Origin of the sequence: Paenibacillus ferrarius (genome assembly GCF_002027705.1) — a bacterium.
In the GTDB taxonomy this organism is placed as follows: Bacteria; Bacillota; Bacilli; order Paenibacillales; family NBRC-103111; genus Paenibacillus_E; species Paenibacillus_E ferrarius.
Map to the genome: position 1 here is coordinate 22,740 of NZ_MBTG01000029.1, position 20,967 is coordinate 43,706.

The 20,967-nt window shown below is 43.7% G+C and carries 15 protein-coding genes; all 15 read left to right on the forward strand.

Features of this window, described 5'->3' with window-relative positions:
* Window positions 1-24: 24 nt before the first annotated feature.
* The 15 genes from BC351_RS26825 (at window position 25) to BC351_RS26895 (ending at window position 20,790) form a co-directional block, all read left to right on the forward strand.
* Entirely contained in the window at window positions 25-1,836 is a 1,812-nt protein-coding gene (locus BC351_RS26825; RefSeq protein ID WP_079416810.1) for a sensor histidine kinase, read from the forward strand.
* Window positions 1,836-2,900 (forward strand): response regulator transcription factor, encoded by a 1,065-nt coding sequence (locus tag BC351_RS26830; protein ID WP_079416812.1) that lies wholly within the window; start codon window positions 1,836-1,838, stop codon window positions 2,898-2,900. The genes BC351_RS26825 and BC351_RS26830 overlap by 1 nt, the downstream gene beginning before the upstream one ends.
* A gap of 157 nt (window positions 2,901-3,057) precedes the next feature.
* On the forward strand, window positions 3,058-4,020 hold the full coding sequence (locus BC351_RS26835; protein WP_279628376.1) for an ABC transporter permease: 963 nt from the start codon (window positions 3,058-3,060) through the stop codon (window positions 4,018-4,020).
* A gap of 18 nt (window positions 4,021-4,038) precedes the next feature.
* Window positions 4,039-4,908 (forward strand): carbohydrate ABC transporter permease, encoded by an 870-nt coding sequence (locus BC351_RS26840; protein WP_244209184.1) that lies wholly within the window; start codon window positions 4,039-4,041, stop codon window positions 4,906-4,908.
* 47 nt (window positions 4,909-4,955) lie between these two features.
* Window positions 4,956-6,506 (forward strand): extracellular solute-binding protein, encoded by a 1,551-nt coding sequence (locus tag BC351_RS26845; protein ID WP_079416814.1) that lies wholly within the window; start codon window positions 4,956-4,958, stop codon window positions 6,504-6,506.
* Window positions 6,507-6,569: 63 nt separating this feature from the next.
* Complete coding sequence (locus BC351_RS26850; protein WP_079416816.1) at window positions 6,570-7,883, forward strand: Gfo/Idh/MocA family protein; 1,314 nt, start codon at window positions 6,570-6,572, stop codon at window positions 7,881-7,883.
* 358 nt (window positions 7,884-8,241) lie between these two features.
* Window positions 8,242-11,640 carry a cadherin-like beta sandwich domain-containing protein gene (locus BC351_RS26855; protein WP_079416818.1) on the forward strand — a complete coding sequence of 1,133 codons (3,399 nt, stop codon included), beginning with the start codon at window positions 8,242-8,244 and terminating at the stop codon, window positions 11,638-11,640.
* 772 nt (window positions 11,641-12,412) lie between these two features.
* Complete coding sequence (locus BC351_RS44000; RefSeq protein ID WP_279628377.1) at window positions 12,413-12,535, forward strand: hypothetical protein; 123 nt, start codon at window positions 12,413-12,415, stop codon at window positions 12,533-12,535.
* A 297-nt stretch (window positions 12,536-12,832) separates the two neighbouring features.
* Entirely contained in the window at window positions 12,833-13,084 is a 252-nt protein-coding gene (locus BC351_RS26865) for a hypothetical protein (RefSeq protein ID WP_079416822.1), read from the forward strand.
* Between the two features lie 476 nt (window positions 13,085-13,560).
* A complete protein-coding gene (locus tag BC351_RS26875; protein ID WP_079416826.1) occupies window positions 13,561-15,123 on the forward strand; it encodes an S-layer homology domain-containing protein in 1,563 nt (520 codons plus the stop codon).
* A gap of 340 nt (window positions 15,124-15,463) precedes the next feature.
* Window positions 15,464-17,716, forward strand: a complete 2,253-nt coding sequence (locus BC351_RS26880; RefSeq protein WP_079416828.1) for an S-layer homology domain-containing protein — start codon at window positions 15,464-15,466, stop codon at window positions 17,714-17,716.
* Window positions 17,717-18,353: 637 nt separating this feature from the next.
* Window positions 18,354-19,151, forward strand: a complete 798-nt coding sequence (locus tag BC351_RS26885; RefSeq protein WP_079416830.1) for a lipid II flippase Amj family protein — start codon at window positions 18,354-18,356, stop codon at window positions 19,149-19,151.
* Between the two features lie 182 nt (window positions 19,152-19,333).
* A complete protein-coding gene (locus tag BC351_RS26890) occupies window positions 19,334-19,900 on the forward strand; it encodes a histidine phosphatase family protein (RefSeq protein ID WP_079416832.1) in 567 nt (188 codons plus the stop codon).
* A gap of 232 nt (window positions 19,901-20,132) precedes the next feature.
* Window positions 20,133-20,297, forward strand: a complete 165-nt coding sequence (locus BC351_RS42455) for a hypothetical protein (RefSeq protein WP_158082244.1) — start codon at window positions 20,133-20,135, stop codon at window positions 20,295-20,297.
* 13 nt (window positions 20,298-20,310) lie between these two features.
* On the forward strand, window positions 20,311-20,790 hold the full coding sequence (locus BC351_RS26895; RefSeq protein WP_244209185.1) for a hypothetical protein: 480 nt from the start codon (window positions 20,311-20,313) through the stop codon (window positions 20,788-20,790).
* The last annotated feature ends 177 nt before the right edge of the window (window positions 20,791-20,967 follow it).

Sequence of the window (20,967 nt, forward strand, 5' to 3'; positions counted from 1 at the left end):
AGTATCAGAGAGAGGTAACTGAACGTGAACAAAATAAACATATCGATACGTACCCAATTGATTACTCTGTTTATATTTTTCGTCTGTATCCCTTTGCTTGTATTTGGTAAATTATGGTATGACAAATCCACTTTATTCATAGAGAAATCTGCTATCAATTTCAATGAACAGATTGTTAAACAAGTAAATGGACATTTGAATGATTATTTTCTTGAACTGGAGCGGACCACGTTTCCTCTGATTCTTCATCCGTTGATCCAGGAATTTATGACACTTACTCCGGAACAAACGTTTGAACGATTTATGATTACAAATAAAATTCAGAATGAGCTTTTGCAGCAGATTGTTTTCGGAAGGCCGGAAATGTATTCGTTTACAATTTTCTCGAATCAAGGACTTTCGGTTTCCAGTTTGGGCTCATCCATGGTGGAGAAGCGGTATCAGGCTTATTTGGACATGCCAAGCAGCGAGAACTACTCCCTTTTAGGCATTCGTTGGGAAGGCAATACGCCGCTTTTAACGATTATCCGCAAGTTTAAGGATGCATCGACATACCAAACATCGGGCGTTTTGATTATTGACTTGAGGTTGAATGTCATATCTGAAATCGTAGATCAAATCGAGGTCGGCGATACAGGATTCTTATGGATTGCAGATGCGCAAGGACAGATGATTTATCATCCGGACAAAACGAAGATGGGGGCTAAAGCGCCTGATTGGTATTCCAAGCAAGTAAAGAATCTTGATAAAGGCGCGTTTATCCATTCCGAGCACAATGTGAAAGATCTGCTGGTTTTTCATAAGTCATCCTATACAGATTGGATCATTGTCTCGCAGGTTCCAATTCATGAGTTAACCGCAGAGTTAATTTCTTTGCGTAATGTGACCATATGGGGAGGACTTGCTCTGGTGCTGCTAGTCATCATCATCATTGGCGGTTTCTCGCTATCGTTGACAAACGGACTTTCTAAGCTTCAGCGATTAATGCGGAGTGCGGAAAACGGCAACTTTTTTATAACGGCACCTGAACATCATGGGAATGAAGTGGGAAGCCTCTACCGGGGATTCAACAAAATGGTCCGCGAACTGCGCAGATTAATCGATGAAGTGCATACGTCTCAATTAAGGGAGAAAGAGCTCGTTATCAAACAGAGAGAATCCATGTTGAAAGCGCTCCAATCGCAGATTAATCCCCATTTCCTATATAATACACTCGAAATGATCAATTCATACGCTATCGTAGAAGGTGTTGCTCCTATCAGCCGAATGTCTATTGCGCTTGCAGATTTGTTTCGGTATAGCATTAATGATTCGATGAAAATCGTTTATTTGCAGGATGAATTAGAGCATGTTCGCACGTATTTAGAAATTCAAAAAGAACGATTTCCGTATTTGGATATTGATTTCGATGTCGATAAGCGTATGATAACGCATGCCAAAGCGGTAAGGTTAACGATTCAACCGTTGGTGGAGAACAGCTTCCGGCATGGCTATGAGAAGCATCGGATGAAGCCGGTTTATATCGGGATCACGTGTGAACGAAATGAGAACGGTTACCTTTTGCGGATTATTGACAAGGGGCGAGGAATGAAGCGGGAAACGATGGATGCGTATAACGATTCTTTTATGAATGACACGAACACGTCATCTGGAGAAGCAGGTATGGACGAAGCCTTAACAAGCATAGGGCTCTGGAACGTGCATCAGCGGGTTCGCTTGTTGTTCGGTCCTCCATACGGTCTGCAAATTATACAATCAAATGAGCAGGGGACTGTCATTCAAATGATGCTGCCGGGCGTTTCGGAGGAATCATCCAAGAGGGGAGAGGATCTGTAATGTATAAAGTACTTATTGTCGATGACGAGCACATGATCAAAAGAAGCCTGTACAAAATGGTCTCAGAAAGCGAGCACGGTTTTACCGTAGTTGGCGAGGCGGAAGACGGGCAGGAGGCATTGGAACTTATTAGCCAAACGCAGCCGGATCTAGTCATTACGGATATTAGCATGCCGACTATGGATGGGCTTGAGCTCATCAAGGAATGCAGAAATCGCCAATTGGCATGCGAGATTGTGATTCTTTCCGGTTATGGGGAGTTTGAATATGCCCGGCAAGCGCTTCATTCGGATGTTGGAGAGTATTTGCTAAAGCCTATCCGGCCGGATGTACTGGATAACGTCCTGAGAACGGTGCGTGAAAAGCTCGACTTGAAACAAAAAGCGCTGCTGGAAAGAAGCAATTGGATTTGGTCTTGCAAAACAATGGGTATCCGCATAGCAAGCTTGATGTGGGATTTGGATGAAAAAGAAATTCAACAGGAACTGATCAGCGTTCATCGTACATATAAGGAACAGTCGGGAGATACCACTTTGTTCAAGCATCTTTGTTATGAATTGCTGACGTTTATCGAGAAAGAATTAGAGCAACGCACGGGGAGCGGAGGAATGATTAATCAGACCGAATCTGCCAGATTTTACGCGGTGATGGATGCGGCTGAAGCATGTCGTTTGTTAGAAGTAAGCATTATGGAACATGTGAAGGCTATCCAAAGCAAGCGAAAGCATGGCGCCTCACAAGGCATCAAAACGGCCGTTGCCTTTATTGAGCAGAATTACATGGAAGAGGATTTATCCTTGCAAGTAGTTGCAGAACGGATGCATATCTCTTTATCCTATGCTAGCCAGTCTTTCAAAGAGACAATGGGCGTCGGTTTTACGCAATATTTGACCGGTCTTCGTATGGAGAAAGCGAAGGAAGTGCTTCTTCAGGACCCGAACTGCAAAACGTACGAAGTGGCGACTGCGGTAGGATATAGCGATTATCCGCATTTTACGAAAACCTTTAAAAAGCATTTCGGCTATTCACCGAGGGAGTATAGAAAGAGAATAGGACTCGACTAGGACCTTGAGAACCTGCAAGGTCTTTTCTTTTTTTAAAATGCCCTATATTTTAAAAAGTCACAGAAAAAAGCACAAATTTATTAAATAAATAACATGTACGTTGCGAATGAAAGCGATTACGATTAGGGTATCAAAAGTTAAGACATGGAGGAGTCATATGGCCGAGATCAATCTAGCGGAAATGGACAGCGCAAGTTATCGAGTCCCCATTGTCCCGCACAGCAAGAAGAGGTACCTGCTCAAGAATTGGCAAATCTATTCCATGATTTTGCCTGGAATCTTGTTCTTTATCATCTTTCGATATATCCCTCTAGCTGGAAGCATCATTGCGTTTCAAGATTACAATGTATTTTCGGGGCTCTGGGGCAGCAAGTTTGTCGGGTTCAAGCATTTTGAGGCGTTGTTTACGTATCCGGAATTTTTTAGTATTTTACGCAACACGATACTGATTAGTTTATATCAACTCATTTTCGGATTTCCCGCGCCTATTATTTTGGCGCTGCTTTTAAATGAAGTACGCAAGATGATGTTTAAGCGGGTCGTTCAGACAGTCATTTATTTGCCTCATTTTCTTTCATGGGTCATCGTCGGTGGCCTCGTAATTAACTTTTTGTCTCCCAACTATGGCATTATTAATCAACTGCTCGGTGATTTTGGCATTGAGAAAATATTTTTCATGCAAGAGCCGGGATATTTTCGAAGCATTGTCGTCATTTCGGGGATATGGAAGGAAGTCGGTTGGAGCACGATCATTTATTTGGCGGCTGTTGCAGGTATCAATTCAGAGCTTTATGAAGCTGCGGATATGGATGGAGCCAGTAAATTCCGGCAAGTATTCAGTGTTACTTTACCGGCGTTGATGCCAACGATTATGGTTCTGCTTCTGCTTCGAATCGGTCATATTCTAGATTTGGGTTTTGAACAAATTTATATTCTGCTTAATCCGCTAGTCAAAGACACAGGGAATATTATCGACACTTACATCTATGAAGTGGGTTTGCTAGGTTCGCAATTTAGCTACACTACCGCAATCGGTATTTTCAAGTCTGCCATTGGTCTGATTCTAATAGTAGGCGCTAATCAACTTAGCAAGAAATTAACCGGCAATTCATTATTCTGAGGAAGGGGGATTCGTTTCATGATTGGAATGGGAACTGCAAGAAAGTGGTTTGTTTCAATAAATTATATCGTTTTAGTGCTTACCGGCCTCGTGATGATGCTGCCGTTTGTCAATATATTGGCGGGTTCTTTTAGCGGTGGAAAAGCGATTTTACAAGGAAGCGTAACGATATTTCCGGTAGATTTTACTTTGGCCAACTATGCCTCCGTGCTGAATAATATCGCCATTTGGAAGTCTTTCGGAATAACGGTCTATGTGACTGTTTTGGGAACGACGCTCAATCTTCTATTTACTTCTACGATGGCTTACGGACTTGCTAAAAAGGAATTGAAAGGGCGTTCGTTCTTCATTCTTCTTGTACTTTTTAGCATGATATTCACGGCACCCATCATTCCTTCGTATTTGCTCGTGAAGTCATTCGGCATGTTGAATACGTTATGGGCATTAATGATTCCGGGCTTAATTGGCGCATTTAACCTGATTATCATGATTTCGTTTTTCCAATCCATCCCGGAAGGGCTGACGGAAGCTGCCAAAATAGATGGCTGCAACGAGTACCGCACATATTGGAGCATTGTCCTGCCGTTATCCTTGCCATCCTTGACCACGATTGGGTTGTTTTATGCAGTCGGTCATTGGAACGGGTATTTCTCAGCAGTCATGTATTTAAGAGATCCGGGGCTGTACCCGCTGCAGGTCAAGCTGCGACAGCTCATTGTCGATAACGATGCAGCCAATGTCATGCAAAGTGTACAGATGACACTACAGTCTGCGGAAGGTATCAAAATGGCGACAATCATCGTAGCCACTGTACCCGTGTTGTTAATTTACCCGATGATTCAGAAGCATTTTACGAAAGGAGCAATGCTCGGATCGCTTAAAGGGTAGTTCTCATATGCCACCAATTACTATAAAAAAGGGAGTGCGTTAAGCTTATGAAGAAAAAGAATCTGCTATCAGGGCTTTGTTTAGTCCTCGCGGTTGGAACGGTCGTTGGCTGTTCTAAGAAAGTGGAATCCGGTAACAGCGGTGTAACTGCACAGTCTGCAAAGCCTCCGGTCGTCAAAGTTACTTTGGGAACGAGGGGTCTGCCCTATGTGGAAGGATCGCCCAATATTAACGAAGATAAGTTTGTGAAGAAGCTTCGGGAGCTGTCCAAGACAGATGTGAAATTCGAACTTATTCCTCACCAGGAATTCAATAAGAAACTCACTTTGCTTTTAGCTGCAGGCGACCTTCCAGACCTTCTTCAAATTAATGGCGTTAACTCACCCGAGGTGGCTCCAGCTGTTAACAATGGCGCATTTTACGAATTGAACGACTTGATTGAGAAATACGGCCCTAATTTGAAAAAGAATATTTCACAAACGACGTGGGATTCACCTATGGTTAGTAATAACGGAAAGATCTATGCCATTCCACTCGAGAACTATATTCGGAATACACAGGTCGTTTATGTGCGAAATGATTGGCTTCAAAAGCTGAACTTGAAAGTGCCGAAAACCATCGACGAATATGTAGAGATGTTGAAAGCGTTTAAAGAGAAAGATCCGAACGGAAACGGAAAAGCGGATGAGATTCCATTCTCAGGTCGACAAAATTTCGCTTTCAGCGAGGTGTTCTTCGCAGCCTATGATGCGATTCCGGGAGGATGGAAATATGAAAACAACCAGTTAATCCCGAACTTTATTCGACCACAAATGAAGCAAGCCCTGGAGCTGCACCGTAAGTTATACCAAGAACAACTGATGGATAACGAAATTTTCGTTCAGCAAGGGAAGGATTGGGACGCTAAAATTAAAGGAGCTGCTAGGGTAGGCATGTTTGTGCATGATCCAGGGTATCCGGATAAATGGCGCTCGGAAGTCAAGCAGGGTGACTCTAAAGCCGATGTCATTAATATTCCTGCTCCCACAGGTCCAGATGGCAAAGGGGGTCTGATGATCGGTTCCCCTGTCAATATGGCATGGTCGATCCCGAAATCGAATAAAAACCCGGAAAATGCCATTAAGTTCTTAAACTGGTTTTATTCGGACGAAGCTCAGAAATTCCTTGATTACGGCTTAGAAGGCGAAGATTATACGCTGGATAATGGGAAAGTGAATTATAAATATCCGACAAATCCGGATGAGATCAACAGAGAAAATATGCATCTTATGTTCCTGCGCTTGGTAGGGCCTTCCTATTTGGCTAATGAATCTTTTATGAAGGGGCGTAAGGACGGGGATATTATCGCAAACGCGATTCAAATCGCTAAAAGCGAAGGTCGTCAAGACGATGGCGTGGATATGCCGATACCGCCTACCTTACAGTCGAAGCCAGAGCTTGGCAAAAACGGTTTGTGGATGGAGACAGCTGCCAAAATCATGACCGGCAAAGACCCGATCGACAGCTTTGATAAGTTCGTAGAGGACTGGAAGAAGCGTGGCGGGGATCAAATCATTAAAGAAGCAACGGAATGGTACAACGCTAAAAATAAAAAGTAAGATGATCGCTCCCTCCTTTCCTTAGATGGAGGGAGCATCTTTAATTAGCAGGAGGTAATCACTTTGAATCATACCAATCAGCTCAATGAGAATTTCACAAACGGCCAGCCTATAACGGCGATAATCGTAGGTGCTGGACATCGTAGTCTGCTCTATGCTTCTTATGCTTCTCAATATCCAGATCAGCTGCGTATCGTTGGTATCGTTGAACCTGACCCTGTTCGCAGACAACTGACTGCAGATAAATTCGGCCTTACGTCCGAATGCTGCTTTGAATCGGTGGAGCAACTGGTTGCTGGGCCTCGTATTTCGGAAGCGGCGATCAACGGAACAATGGACCATCTTCATATCCAAACGACGATTCCGCTGCTTGAGGCCGGCTATCATGTGCTATTGGAGAAACCAATAGGAACGACCGAAGAAGAGATTTATGTGCTGCATCAAAAAGCGAAAGAACATAACCGCATTGTGATGATCTGTCATGTATTGCGGTACGCCCCATTCTATGCGGAAATTCGCAAAAGAATTGAAGCGGGTGACATCGGAGAAGTCGTCAATATCCAAACGGCGGAACATGTTAGTTATCATCATATGGCGGCCTCCTTTATTAGAGGGAAGTGGAACTCCAAAGAAACATGCAAATCGTCTATGCTTATGGCGAAATGCTGCCATGACTTAGATATTATTAGTTGGATGACGGGCGAGATAAGACCGACCAGAGTAAGCAGCTTCGGAGGTCTTATGCATTTTAAAGCTGAACATGCACCGGAAGGTTCGGGAACACGCTGCCTGGTCGACTGCAAAATCGAAGAAAGCTGTCCGTATTCGGCCAAAAAGCATTACATTGAACAAGGGCGCTGGGGCTTCTATGTATGGGAAAACGACTACTTCGGGATAGCGCCGACGGATGAGGAAAAGCTGGATATCCTGCGCACCAGCAGTCCGTATGGCCGATGCGTATGGCATTGCGACAACGACGTCGTCGATCGCCAATCCGTTATCGTGAAATTCGAGAATGGCTCAACGGCTACGCACAATATGATCGGGGGGGCTTCCAAACCATGCAGAACGCTATTCATCGTCGGGACGAAGGGAGAAATTCAGGGAACTTTGGAAGATGGTTCATTTGTAGTCAGGCACCCTGATGCCCGTGCTGGGCATGAATTCACAGAGGAGCGCGTAACCGTAAATGTAACCAACGACAGTCACGGCGGGGGAGATTTACTGCTTGTGAATGATTTCGTGCGTGTGCTGCGAGGGGAAAATCCTTCGATATCAAGCACTTCTTTAGAGAAATCCGTATATGGGCATTTAATCGGATTTTCTGCAGAATGTTCCCGTTTGGAAAACAGAATTGTGGAAATTAGGGCCTTGTAATTACGAAGCTGATCTCTGTCATCAGCCAGTTGGTAAGTTGTCCACCATGTGGGGGGACGGAACACATTATCATTCCAAAGATGGCTATATAGATACTAAATGGGAATGTTTGTTCGATAAATGCAATCTAATTGGAATCTTAAGGTAACCCCCTATTTTATTTACAATCCCCCCCGAAACGGGGGATTTCTTTTATGGTGAAATAGTCCTATACTAGTCCGAGTTGTAGTCAAAAACCGACAGGAGAAATAGAAATTCCGCAAAACTCCACGTCTGTTGTAAAGTTTTGCGGACCATGGAGGAAGATGAATGCAGCAGTAGGGGGGAACAAAGCTATTCATTTTAAAGGAGGATTTCTGTGCCGAATAACAATGCGAGAAGAAGGCTATCGTTTGGTGTAACGCTACTCTTGTTGATTGCAACGCTCTGCACCGGCTTTACGGTCGTTAACCAATCGAATGTTGCGTACGCAGCAACCGCCAGTACTAACCTTGCTATTGGAGCTACGCCAACTGCCAGCAGTAGTGTTGAAGGAGATGTTTGGAAGCTCCGTCATGTCAACGACGGACAAGTAGTATCCAACGCATTCAACTATGGATGGACCAGCTTCGACGACGGCAGTAGTTCGGCCGACAGTACGCAATGGGTACAACTGGACTTGGGCGCAAATCTGACGTTCAATAAGGTGACGTTGTTCCCGCGCAATGATTACGGTTCAGAAGGATATGGGTTTCCCGCTGATTTCAGAATTGAGGTATCAACAGACGGGGTTAACTGGACGCAAGTAGTTCAGAAGACCAATTATCCATTCCCGTATCCGGCAGTCGGACAAGTGTTTACTTTCCCAAATGCTACTGACCGATATGTCAAGGTAACGGGTGACAAACTGAATACGGACAAAAACGGTAGCTACTACATGCAATTTGCCGAAATAGAGGTTTGGAGCGTTATGGTACCGCCAACTTTGACGGCAGTCAAGACGGACAGCGATACGACACAAGACATCGAGATTACATTCACGGATGACTCGGTTTGGCGCAGTGCAATTACTGCGGTCAAGGACGGGACGACTTCTCTGACGTCGGGAACGGATTACACGATCGGCGCCGGGAAGCTAACGATTAAAGCCGGCGTGTTGGCAGGTGGCAATCACACGATTACTGTGAAGGCAACAGGGTTTGCTGATGCTATTTCCAACGCATTTCATTTAACCATTAAGCTGCCTGCAACCGTAGAAACGGGTACGAACGTGACCTCTATCACTTCGTCCTCAGCAACGGCTGGGGGGAAGGTGACTTCAGCCGGGGGCGGAACAGTCACAGAGCGTGGTGTGGTCTATTCCGTGCATGAAAATCCGGTAAGCAGCGATAGTAAAGCTGTTGCAGCTTCAGGCGGGACAGGAGATTTCTTAGTGAATCTCACAGGACTTCAATCCGCAACTACTTACCATTTGCGGGCATATGCTGTCAATGAAGCCGGAACAAGCTACGGTCCGGATGCTACATTTACAACGTTAAGTTCAGATTCAAGTTTAAAAGCTTTAAACTTAAGTGGTGGCATTGCGTTGGATCAAACGGTCAGCGCAGGCGTATATACCTATACGGCAAGTGCTCCTAACGATGTGTTGAACCTTACCGTAACGGCGAGAGCGGACAGCACCGCAAAGTTAGCTGTGAATGGAAACCAGGTAGAAAACGGTCAACCGAGCAGTGCAATCAACTTGAAGGTAGGAAGCAACACGATTACGATCACAATCACGGCGCAGGATGGAACAAAGAAGGACTACACGATCACGGTAACTCGGGCAGCCAACAACGATGCGACGTTGAGCAGCCTGACGATTGATCAAGGCGAGTTATCGCCGGCTTTTTCCTCATTGAATACGAATTATACAGTGAGCGCGCCTAACTCGGTTTCAAATATCAATGTTTCTTTTGCTAAAACCTATTTCAATGCAACGTTCACAGTTGCAGGTGCGGTTTACAGCTCTGTAACGGGCAATGTGTATGCATACAATGCTTCGAACTTGGTTGTCGGATCTAATCCGATCCGGATTATAGTAACCGCGGAGGATGGCACGACCAAGCTGTATACTCTTACAGTGAACCGTGCAGATGGAGATGGCGGCGAAACACCAACTTCACCGGCGAAGAATGCCGACTTGAGCAGCCTGATGCTGTCGGGCGGTACTTTAAATCCTGCATTCGCATCCGTAACAACCGACTACACTGCTAGTGTGGATAATGATGTATCCAGCGTAACGGTTACAGCCAGCGTTTATGATAGCAAAGCAACGATGCAAGTGAACGGAACAGCGATTGCTAATGGTCAAGCGAGCAGCGCTATTAATTTAAAGGCAGGAAGCAACGCGATTACGGTCACAGTCAGGGCGCAGGACGGAACTAAGAAGGACTACACGATCAAGGTTACTCGGGCAGCTAACAACAATGCAACTTTGAGCAGTCTGACGATCGATCAAGGCGATTTATCACCATCATTTTCCTCATTGAATCGGAATTATACAGTGAGTGTGCCTAACTCGGTTTCAAGTTTCAATGTTGCTTTTGCTAAAACCTATTCCCAAGCAACGTTCACGGTTACGGGTGCGGTTTACAGCTCTGTAACGGGCAATGTGTATGCATACAATGTTTCTAACTTGGTCGTGGGGTCTAATTCGATCGGGATTATAGTAACTGCAGAGAGTGGCGCGACACAACTGTACACTCTCACAGTGACCCGTGCATCTTCATCGTCATCCTCATCTTCATCGTCCTCAAGCAAAGCAGTTATCTCGAAAGACGGTAACCTCACGCTTTCTACGGGCCAAAAGGGTGAGGTTAGCTTGGACGATGAGATCAAGATCATGATTCCTGCCGATGCTTTTAGCAAAGAGTTGAGAGTAACAATCGAAAAAGTAACGGATATTCAAAAGCTTCTAACGAATAAAGAAATTCTGGCCAGTCCGGTATTCGAGATTCTGAAAAACTTTACAGAAAATTTCAGCAAGCCGGTTACTCTGATCTTTACCTTCGACCCGAAAAGCTTGAAGAACGGTCAAAAGCCTTCCGTATTCTACTATGACGAAGCGAAGAAGGTATGGGTAGAAATTGGCGGTAAGGTAGACGGCAATCACATCACAGTTGAGGTCAATCAATTTACGAAGTTTGCGGTAATCGCTGTCGGTCAAGAGACGAACACGGAGACAAATCCGAAATCGCTGCATTTCAGCGATATCTCCGGACACTGGGCGGAGACTAGCATTAAGCAAGCGGTAAACGCAGGAATCGTCAGCGGCTATTCGGATGACACGTTCAAGCCGGACCGTGCCGTAACGCGCGCGGAATTTGCGGTTATGCTGGTAAACGGGCTGAAACTGCAAGGCAAAGAAGCGGCGCTGACGTTTACCGATACAGGAAAAATCGGCATCTGGGCGCAGAACGCAGTGGCACAATCGGTCCAAACGGGTATTGCCAGTGGTTATGAGGACGGCACTTTCCGTCCGGATGCGGAAATTACTCGCCAGGAAATGGCAGTCATGATCGCCAGAGCTTTGGGGCAGTCGGTTCAGGCGGCGACAACAACGGGCTTTGCGGACGACAAGGACATCCCGGAATGGGCACAAAGCGCAGTGGGGGCCATGAGAAAGCTTGGCGTTATCGAAGGCAAAGGCGCGAACGCATTTGCTCCGAACGATAAAACGACAAGAGCAGAGGCGGTTACGGTGCTACTAAAAATGTTTGCATATAAGGGCAAGTAAATGAACATCTTACAAGGCTGTCTTGAATTCAAATTCAAGGCAGCTTTGTTTTTGAATAAAACGGTGCAGGTGGTTTGGGCACAGTACTTATCAACGTCGATAATGTGAATTCTGGCATCGGATTTGTGTGAAGGCTTGAAGAGTATGCAATCGATCATGATACAGCAAGCACTTGATGAATGGAAGAAATTAGAAGACTATATTTACATTTAGTTCCATAAATAGCAGAGCAGGCTACCGTTATTAATACGGTGGCCTGTTCAAGTAACGGACAGTTTATTTCAAAAAATGCCACCGATGATTCAGTAACTTTTTGTATGTCCCTAGCGTAGAAAAGTGTGACGAAAATGGAAAAAGGTGGTGTGATGCCATGTTTTTCGTTAACACCAAATTATTAGCGAAGGTCGTAATCATTCTGGAATATTGCTAACGACTTATGGGGTGTGGCAGTATTTCGGGAGAGCCCGTCCAAGTCGATCGGCCAGAATAGCTGACTGAAACCTAATGCTCAAATCGCCCTTAGAGGAGTTCCAGTAAAGATTAGCGAATAATGAATCCACTCTAAATAGTAGGTGATACAATGAATCTGTGTCCAAACTGCAGTGAGGAGTTAGAAATTAAGTCGAACTTTTGTCCCAAATGTGGATATCGGCCTCATTCTAAATTAGAACCGGCAAATATCAAGAGAACAACTTCTACTGTCAAGTTTAGTCTCATCGGAATGTTTTTGTCAGTTGTAATTGCCCTCGGCATAAAACATGGATATGTAATCATGAGGCATTACTCGCGTAATGAAGTAGATGGGGGATACCGTGAAAACGATAATAAAAAAATTGTACTTCCGACTATGGGGGCGTTTGCGGCACAGGCGCTTAGTTATGTGAAAGCTATGTAACTGAAATGTTAAGTATAGGATCAACTGTGGCCATGTTGGAGAACAAGAAATATTTCACGCTCTTTTACATCTTATACCTAGATTTGAGGATGAACCTTTATAGCAGGTAAAGGTATTAGATACTGGCTAAAACATCCAATCAACCAAAGGATTATAGCTGATTAAGTTGACTATTTCCGTTAACGGAACCATATAGTTTAATAAACATGGCGCGGCTGCTGGCATGAATAGGCAGCAGTTTATGTCTATAGGCGGGATAATTAAAATATATAACCGATATCAGAAGGTGATAAATAGATGAACATAGATTTAGAGTTTCTAAGCCAAGTAATTAATGACTGGGATCCGGTTGGCCTCTTAGCAGGAGGTGCCCCAGAAAACGAGTATAGCATCGAAGTAAAAGAAATCGCTCAGAAATCCTTGTCGTGTAAGTCTGAAACAGACTTAGCGTTGATTATTTACAGAGTTTTTAACGATAGAATGGGAGTAAAATTAAATCAACTTACTTGCTTGAAGCAGGCATTTATAATAACCGAACACGGAAAATAACAGTAACAAATAGAAGGCATTTTACGATTGGCGCAGATCGCCTCCCCTACGGATGCGCAGAGAATGAAGGTCATAGTCAAATATTGGATTCAACAAGATCCTACAGCCAGTATTTTTAAGGAGACAACTTTGAGCATTCTTCAGCTGGCAAAGGCTGTGATAAATGACACCAACATTATCCCAAGAGGATCTAATCGTATCGCCAATGGTAATATACTTGCATATGCTCCTCAGGCAAATGATATAACTCTTTACAATTACACGATACAACAAGAGTTTACACTTCCTAGAGGCAGCTACACGTGTACGTAAATGGAACTTACTCCCAAGTGATCTGCAAGAATAACACAAGAATCTATCAGCAAGGTTGGAGCTATAGTACGAGGTTTTAATACGAGTTTAACTTGAAAGATGATAAAGTACTCCAATCTTTGGTAGAATAGTGTTTGTCGTGAATTTGGAAGGGAGTAGGAAAAATGAATAAGCTGCAAACATGGACGCTCAATCTTGTGCTGCTGCTGGGTATTTCCATTCTGAGCCAGCCAGCCTCTGCACAAGCCAGCGACTTTACAGATTTAAAAGGACACTGGTCGGAAGAGGTTGTTCAGACGGCTGTGACACAGAAACTAGTGCAAGGCTACGCTGACGGAACCTTCCGTCCTGATCATGCTGTAACGCGCGCTGAGGCAGCTAGTATGCTCAGCCGTGTCACGCGGTTGACGGAGATGAGCCAACCTGGCGCTTCCATTGCCGATATAGATAGCCACTGGAGCCGCGCTGAGGTGGACAAGCTGACTCGGCTTGGCTTGCTCTCCCCGGCAGATTACGCCCAAGGCTTCCAGCCGGACGTTCCGGTCACACGGTTCGAGCTTATGAAATGGATGGCTACTGGGCTGGCGCAGGCAGACTCCGGTTTCCGGCAAGCGCTCGTCGACACTGCCCATACACTGCTGCCTTCACCGGAAAGCTACCGGGGCGGCTTCACGCCGGAGCAGATTCCTTATTTGGCAGTCGCCAGAGGGGCAGGGCTGGTTAACGGATTCGAGGATGGTAGCTTGCGTCCAAACGAGACGGCCAGCCGAGCGGAGTTGGCTGCGATTCTGCTGCGGTATGAGCGGGTGGAAGGCACCCGCGCGGAGGACTATCTTGGGCTGAATGAATTGCGCGAGGTAGGCTTGACGGGTACGAATGCGACAAGCTTGACGCCCTACCGTTACTTGAAGGTACACAATAGTGAGGAGGGGAGAGCCATCCCGAAGTATATCAAGTTGATCGGGATCGGTTTGAGCAGCAAGATGGATTTTGCCGGTCTGGAGCCGCTGGCGAAGCTGCCGGATACAGGGATTTATTATAATTTTCATGATGAGACGAAGCCGACGAGATTTGTAAAGCTGCGTGATCTGAACATGACGATTAAGGAGGCGGTGCTCGAAGGCCTTCAACGAGGGGACTCGATGTATCTCGGACCAGAGCACCCGAAGCAGATGTCCACAAATGATGTCAAGCTGTATTATGAGAATCGTTATATTCATGTAACTTTTGATGATGAGCTGATTCCGTATACGAGCTTCGCTAATGTTGTCGATAAGCCTGTCGCTGCAGGGGATCTGGCGGTGCTGACGATGCACCGGATGATCATAGTCGATGTGCCTCCGGAGGAAGAAGGGGCGCCGCGAAGTCTATACGCAGATTTCCTGCTTGGTGACAGAGAGCCGTGGTTGCAACGGGGGCCGGATGGGCTTTATGTGATCTTTAAGGAAGTGACGATGAAGGTTCATGATAAGCCGTTAGATATGCTGCAATTTTATAATGCTCCCGGCCATGCCCGCGGCAACGGGTTCTTTACGTTAAATCGGATTCTTCCCGAGGCTGCAGCTCGAAGCGGTCTGTTGACGATTCCAGAGTCGACCCTTTCGTTTTTTACTCCAGGAAGCGCTAACCGGTTCTGGGCTTACAACTCAATGTCCCGAACAGCGACCAACAGCTTGATTATGAATACCGATTCCGGGGACAGTTTCTGGCTGTTCAGAGAAAATTGAGCATAGGCGGCAAAGGTTTACACGATTTGCGCTTGAAGTTTTTTTGCCTATCATGTCGTTGAAACAGTGTCGGTTGACAAGAACATTGTCCGATTAATATCCGCCAAAATGGCGGATTTTCTATTTTACCGGATCATATTCTTGTCATTTCTTAAAGTCAAGAGTATCGTCCGATTGCCGACGAAGTCACAAAATAAATATTCGGAGCATTACGCAACTTCTATTTTTTGTTGCTGTAAATTATGGGAAATGCAAATCTATTATCCTCAAATTTTTTGTCGAAAAAAGAAGAATGTGGTAAGCTAAATAGGAATATCTCAGATGGAAGAGGAGAACATGTATGCAATCCAAATTGAAAATCATGCTGTTGTTCATGGTCTTATCCCTTATGCTCATGCCCGCAGTAAACGCCGTGAGTGTCGTTGAGTCGTATATAACCGACAATCAAGAGCGAACGATAACCACCCTAACGTTAGGTCAGGAAGTTAATCTTCGAATGAGGATCATGCTTAGTGACAATACGTCGTCGATCGCTCCCAATCCAATCTTTACATCCTCAAATACTGGGATTGGCTCGGTAAGTTCACAAGGCGTTTTTTCCACCTTGAGTTTAGGCACTACTGTGCTGACTGCCACCTACGGCGGGGTGACGAAGACGATAAACGTCCAAGTCAATCCTCCCTATCACCTGAAATTCGATCAGTATCAATACGCGCTAAATCAGGGGGAAAAAAGGTCCTTTACATTGACTGGACAAGCTTATTTTGGCGATGACCTCGACTACACTTCAAGAGTCACGTATTCGTCCAACGCACCGGATATTGTTCAAGTCGACAAAAGCGGTATCAAAGCGCTGAAATCTGGATCCGCGATCATTTCAGCTTCCTTTGGCTCAGTCACAGCGATGTCTACGGTGAATGTTGTGAATGCCGCTGTCGTTTCCGGAACAGATGACCCGCAGGCGATTTCACAGCGCTCGAGCGGTTATATGCTTTGGAACAGTATACGGACGGCCATGGGTTCATCTCCGCTAACTGAAAATCAATTACTGACAAGAGCAGCACAGAATCATGCGAACTATCTGCATGGCACAGGCTCCTCACAAGCCGCATCATCTAGAGGGCACGTTGAACACCCAGGTGAAGTGGGGTTTACAGGTCAAAGTATTGCTGATCGTCTGACCTATGTGGGTTATAAAATCTCAGGGTATGGCGAAGTCGTAAACTATGTCGATAACACGAATAATAGTGGAATTCAAGGCCTTATCGATGCTCCCTATCATAGAAGTCTTATGCTTGACCCTACTGCGATTGAGTTCGGAATTGGAATAGCCTCAAGTGCGCCGAAAATAACAGTTTCTAATATTGGTTATAAGGCTAGTTCAAACACCCCGACGGCATACTATTACCCTTATTCAGGACAAACGAATGTACCGACAAGCTGGTATGCAGCAGAGACACCGAATCCTCTAGCCCCTTTTGGAAAAGAAGGCGCTCTAGTAGGCTATCCGATTACAATATCCGCTACTGAATTCAAAAACGTCAATTTCAGTTCAGCTACCATTACAGACAGTTCCGGCAACAACACTGACTACTACAAAACAGACGCTTCGAATTCGTCGAAAGGCATCGTCGTACTCACGCCCAAAACACCTCTTAACCCGAGTACAACGTATACGGTACATTTTGAAGGCAGTTTGACGGGCGGCACTACGATCCAGAAAGAATGGACATTTACAACGAGATCCGAAACGATCAGTTCGATGACAGCATCCCCTTCAAAGTTGAGTTTACAGGTAGGGAAGTCTCAGTCGCTTCGTGTTTGGGCGGTATCGGATGTGAACGGCAATCAAGAGGTAACGTCTCAAGCTCAATATCAATCTTCAGACAGTCATATCTCGGTGCAAAATGGGACTGTGACAGCATCTGGCACAGTAAGCAATGGAACCATCACAATTACCTATCGAGGCGCCTCAACGACGGTCAGTCTATCTGCCATTGATCCTGCGAATCCTAACTTGAAGCAAGCACAAGATGTAAACGGAGAAGGTATCAGCAGCACAGAGATTCCGTCCGACTATCGAACAATCAGCCGACAAATGAAAGATTTGAGCGGTCATTGGGCAGAGAAAGAGATTGCATGGGCGATCAGTCAAAATTTGGTTCAAGGGTATGAGGATAAAACATTCCAGCCCAACCGTGACGTAACAGAAGCCGAGTTTATCGCATTCGCGCTTCGGGCCTTGAAAACGGACAAAACAGGGCTTGATTTGCAACAAAATAACCATTGGGCTGACGGTTTATATGTCATTAGTAAGAAGTATAATCTCCCGCTCTTGGGGTATTCCAATCAGTCAGCGAGAGAAACCAAACTTACGAGAACCCGCGTAGCAGAGATTATTGCAGCGATCGATGGCCAGTCTCTTACAGGCGACGATGCGATTGCGTATCTGCTAAATATGCACTATTCCGATGGGAAGACGTCCGCAACCATTGAAGGTTATCAAGGCGGGGACACTTTAACCCGTGCCGAAACGATTAAGTTTCTGCTGAATGTTCTTGAGAAGGGCGTTACGGAAGTTAAGAAATCCTAAAGCATGCAAATAGAAACGGAGCCCGCGAAACATGTGTGGCTCCATTTTAGTTATTAACTCAACTTTCACAGCTACGAATTAAACAGAACTCCGTCCGTCTGTAAGAGTTAAGGGGATATTTTCTTTCTCTTGACAGAAAAACACCCTTCTTTGTTTGGTATCTTGGAAGTGTAGAGCAACCATGCAAACAAAGAAAGGTGTGTAACCCAATGGTACAATGTTTCTAATTACATACCTAGATGCACATGGTAAGATTATCACGAGATAAACCACTTGTTTGAAGTAAAAACGAGTGAATTATCTTCAAATGTTTTACCGATTATCAACATAATGTCTTACCTTATCTTGTTCAAGAACTTATTCCAAAAATAATCAACGAGGATAAAGCTTTATAGGTAAGCAATATGTAGAAATCAATTGTTAAGCTAACGAAAGAAGTTTGTTTAATAAGACTATCAATGAGCAGGTGCCACGATACAAGACCCTAGATAACATTGTTGGCGTTAAGATCAAAATAAGAAAAAAATATTAAGCGAGTTTCTCTTTTTTGGAAGAAATAGCTAAGTTATTATATGTAAGGGAAGTTAATGTTCAGAGAGATTTATAAAAAAAGCAACAAACTGGGAGGCTGTTCTCAATGACTGAACGTATCATTTTAATATCGTTGCTTACGTTGGTTATCCATTCAGCTGAAACACTCTCATACGCTGTGAGAATGGCAGGAATTCGATCAGGAAAGTTAGCAATTGCACTTTCTTTAACGGGTATGATTGTTCTTATTTCAAGAACGTCAAATATTGCTCAGGGAACGATGACCGGAAAAGTCGTTGATTTTGCTAAAATGCATTTAGAGTTTAACATAGTTGGGAATTTTAGGATTATATTAACTGCTGCTTCCCTTGGTACTCTACTTGCAATTGCATTATTTCCTACTTTTGTAGCATTATCTGGACGTATGGTAGCACATCTGGAGAAAGCCGGATCAGTCCCGAAAATGATTCAAAACGCACTCCGAGTTGACGTCATTCAGCATTCTTTCTATCATTTTCGATTGCCGAAGTGGGAGATGGTACAGCGTCTCCGTGCAGGTGGTCTCCCAAAACGCTTAATGATAATCAACTGTTTTGTGACCGCTATTTATACTGTAGGCGTATTGGCAGCTTTATATGCAACATTTTTGCCTGGGCAATATAGCATTGGGGCTTCTCAAGCTTCGGGATTAATAAACGGAGTGGCTACTATATTATTGACTTTACTGATTGCTCCGCAAGTTGCCTTACTGACAGATAAAGCTTTGAGAAAAAAAGCAAAGTTATCATCAATTAATAAAGTTTTTGGTGCTCTAATGTTCTCAAGATTTTGTGGCACGTTATTAGCACAAGTAATATTTATACCTGCAGCATATTGGATAAAAACTATTGTCCCGTACTTATAGAGCTTGTGGTTAGGCTAATTGGCCGAATTGGTACTAATTAGGGGCACTGGATAAACGTTGAACAAAAGGAAAACTGTTTCTTGAATATTTTCTGAGTTGGATAATTTTATAAACTTTGTGAATATAACGTTATGTGAAATCACAGTGTGATACTTAATGAAAGCATTTAAAAGGAGCCCTGTATGAAGACAATTATCTATATGATTAGGCATGGAGAATCACCATACAATGAAGGAAATGAAAGAACAAGAGGGCTTACCCCAAAAGGAAAGATTGATATTGAAAAAGCAACGAAGTTACTTATAGGTGAAGGAATTGACATGATTATATCAAGTCCTTATACTCGAGCAATTCTTAGTGTTGAGGGATTGGCCGAGCACTTAAATTTACATATTAATGTATTTGAAGATCTTAGAGAACGTCATTTTGCATCTAATATTATTGAAAATGCAGAGTTAATGTCTATTATCAGAGAAAGTTTTAATGACTTTAATCATACCTTGCCGGGCGGAGAGTCTAATGCTGATTGTCAGAAAAGATCAATCTCAGTTCTAAAACCCATAATAAATGAGCAAAGAGGGAAGAAAATAGCAATCGGGACTCATGGTCTTGTAATGACTTTGATGATGAATTATTTTGATCCAGCTTTTGGCTTTGATTTTTTGAACCAATTAAAGAAACCAGATATCTATAAAATGCAATTCGAGGAATTAGAATTAGAAGAAGTAACAAAAATGTGGAATGATTAGATTTTATAAGGTTTATTGAAGAGGACTGTGACATCATACAACACCATATTAAAACATTAGGGCTATACTCTCTCGGTCTGCCCGAGGGATCTCGGAATTACGCTAACGAGAGAACAGTTGTTCATTCACAATATGACGGCAGCCGAAAATTGATGGCTGCCGTTGTACGTTGAACTAACGGGAGTTTAATGGAATAATATGTATGATACAATGGTGTTCTGGAGGTGTATTCATGCAAAAGGCAATTGTAGTTCATTATTATAACGATAAAAAGAATAACTTAAGTGATTTAAATCAGCTTTTACAAGAGGGATGGAAGGTTGTATCTCAGAGTGCTATGTCAGGCGGTGAGATGGGGGCAACAGTTTATTCACTTGTTATATTAGAGAAAAATTAGGGGGAATTTCAATTTGATAACAATTAAATTTAACGAATTCCTAAATATTGCCAAAGCTTTAAACGATCAATTTAACATTGCTCCAGTATTGTATGGTTCTCTAGGTCTGCAGATGAAATCCGGTATTGATTTAAACCCTCAGGATATCGATGTTCTTGTACCATTAGAATATTTACATGAAAGATGGGATGTCTTGCGACAAACAGTTGAAAGATTAGGGTATACGTTTGTTGACTTACGAGAACATGAATTTCATAAAGAGGGAACCAAGTTAGCATTTGCTTTTGTAGAAGATTTAGCTGATTTTGCGGATGTAGATTATAAAGGATTAGAGTTGATTGAACAGAATGGGGTACGGTATCAATCCTTAAGCTTAGAAGATTTCTTAAGAGTTTATTCTAAATCCATTAAAGACGGGTATAGAAGAACCAAAAACAATAATAAAGACGCGACTAAAATCGAAGTAATTACGAAACTATTACAATCAACTTAGAGCATTTTAGTTTTAAAATTACTTAGAAATACAATTTAACACACTGGAGAATATAATGAAAAAGGCTTTCTATTTGCGTTAGGCATACTTACCATTGTTTTGTTGCCATTTGCATTCATACCTTTTTTAATACTAATATTCGGATTTGTTTTTGCTCCGAGATATTCAGCATATAAA

Bases quoted from the DNA above. Each gene is read 5' to 3' on its own strand.
- BC351_RS42455 (WP_158082244.1), top strand. From the start codon at position 20,133: ATGCAAAAGGCAATTGTAGTTCATTATTATAACGATAAAAAGAATAAC.
- BC351_RS26890 (WP_079416832.1), top strand. From the start codon at position 19,334: ATGAAGACAATTATCTATATGATTAGGCATGGAGAATCACCATACAAT.
- BC351_RS26840 (WP_244209184.1), top strand. From the start codon at position 4,039: ATGATTGGAATGGGAACTGCAAGAAAGTGGTTTGTTTCAATAAATTAT.
- BC351_RS26885 (WP_079416830.1), top strand. From the start codon at position 18,354: ATGACTGAACGTATCATTTTAATATCGTTGCTTACGTTGGTTATCCAT.
- BC351_RS26845 (WP_079416814.1), top strand. From the start codon at position 4,956: ATGAAGAAAAAGAATCTGCTATCAGGGCTTTGTTTAGTCCTCGCGGTT.
- BC351_RS26865 (WP_079416822.1), top strand. From the start codon at position 12,833: ATGAACATAGATTTAGAGTTTCTAAGCCAAGTAATTAATGACTGGGAT.
- BC351_RS44000 (WP_279628377.1), top strand. From the start codon at position 12,413: ATGAGGCATTACTCGCGTAATGAAGTAGATGGGGGATACCGTGAAAAC.
- BC351_RS26880 (WP_079416828.1), top strand. From the start codon at position 15,464: ATGCAATCCAAATTGAAAATCATGCTGTTGTTCATGGTCTTATCCCTT.
- BC351_RS26830 (WP_079416812.1), top strand. From the start codon at position 1,836: ATGTATAAAGTACTTATTGTCGATGACGAGCACATGATCAAAAGAAGC.
- BC351_RS26835 (WP_279628376.1), top strand. From the start codon at position 3,058: ATGGCCGAGATCAATCTAGCGGAAATGGACAGCGCAAGTTATCGAGTC.
- BC351_RS26875 (WP_079416826.1), top strand. From the start codon at position 13,561: ATGAATAAGCTGCAAACATGGACGCTCAATCTTGTGCTGCTGCTGGGT.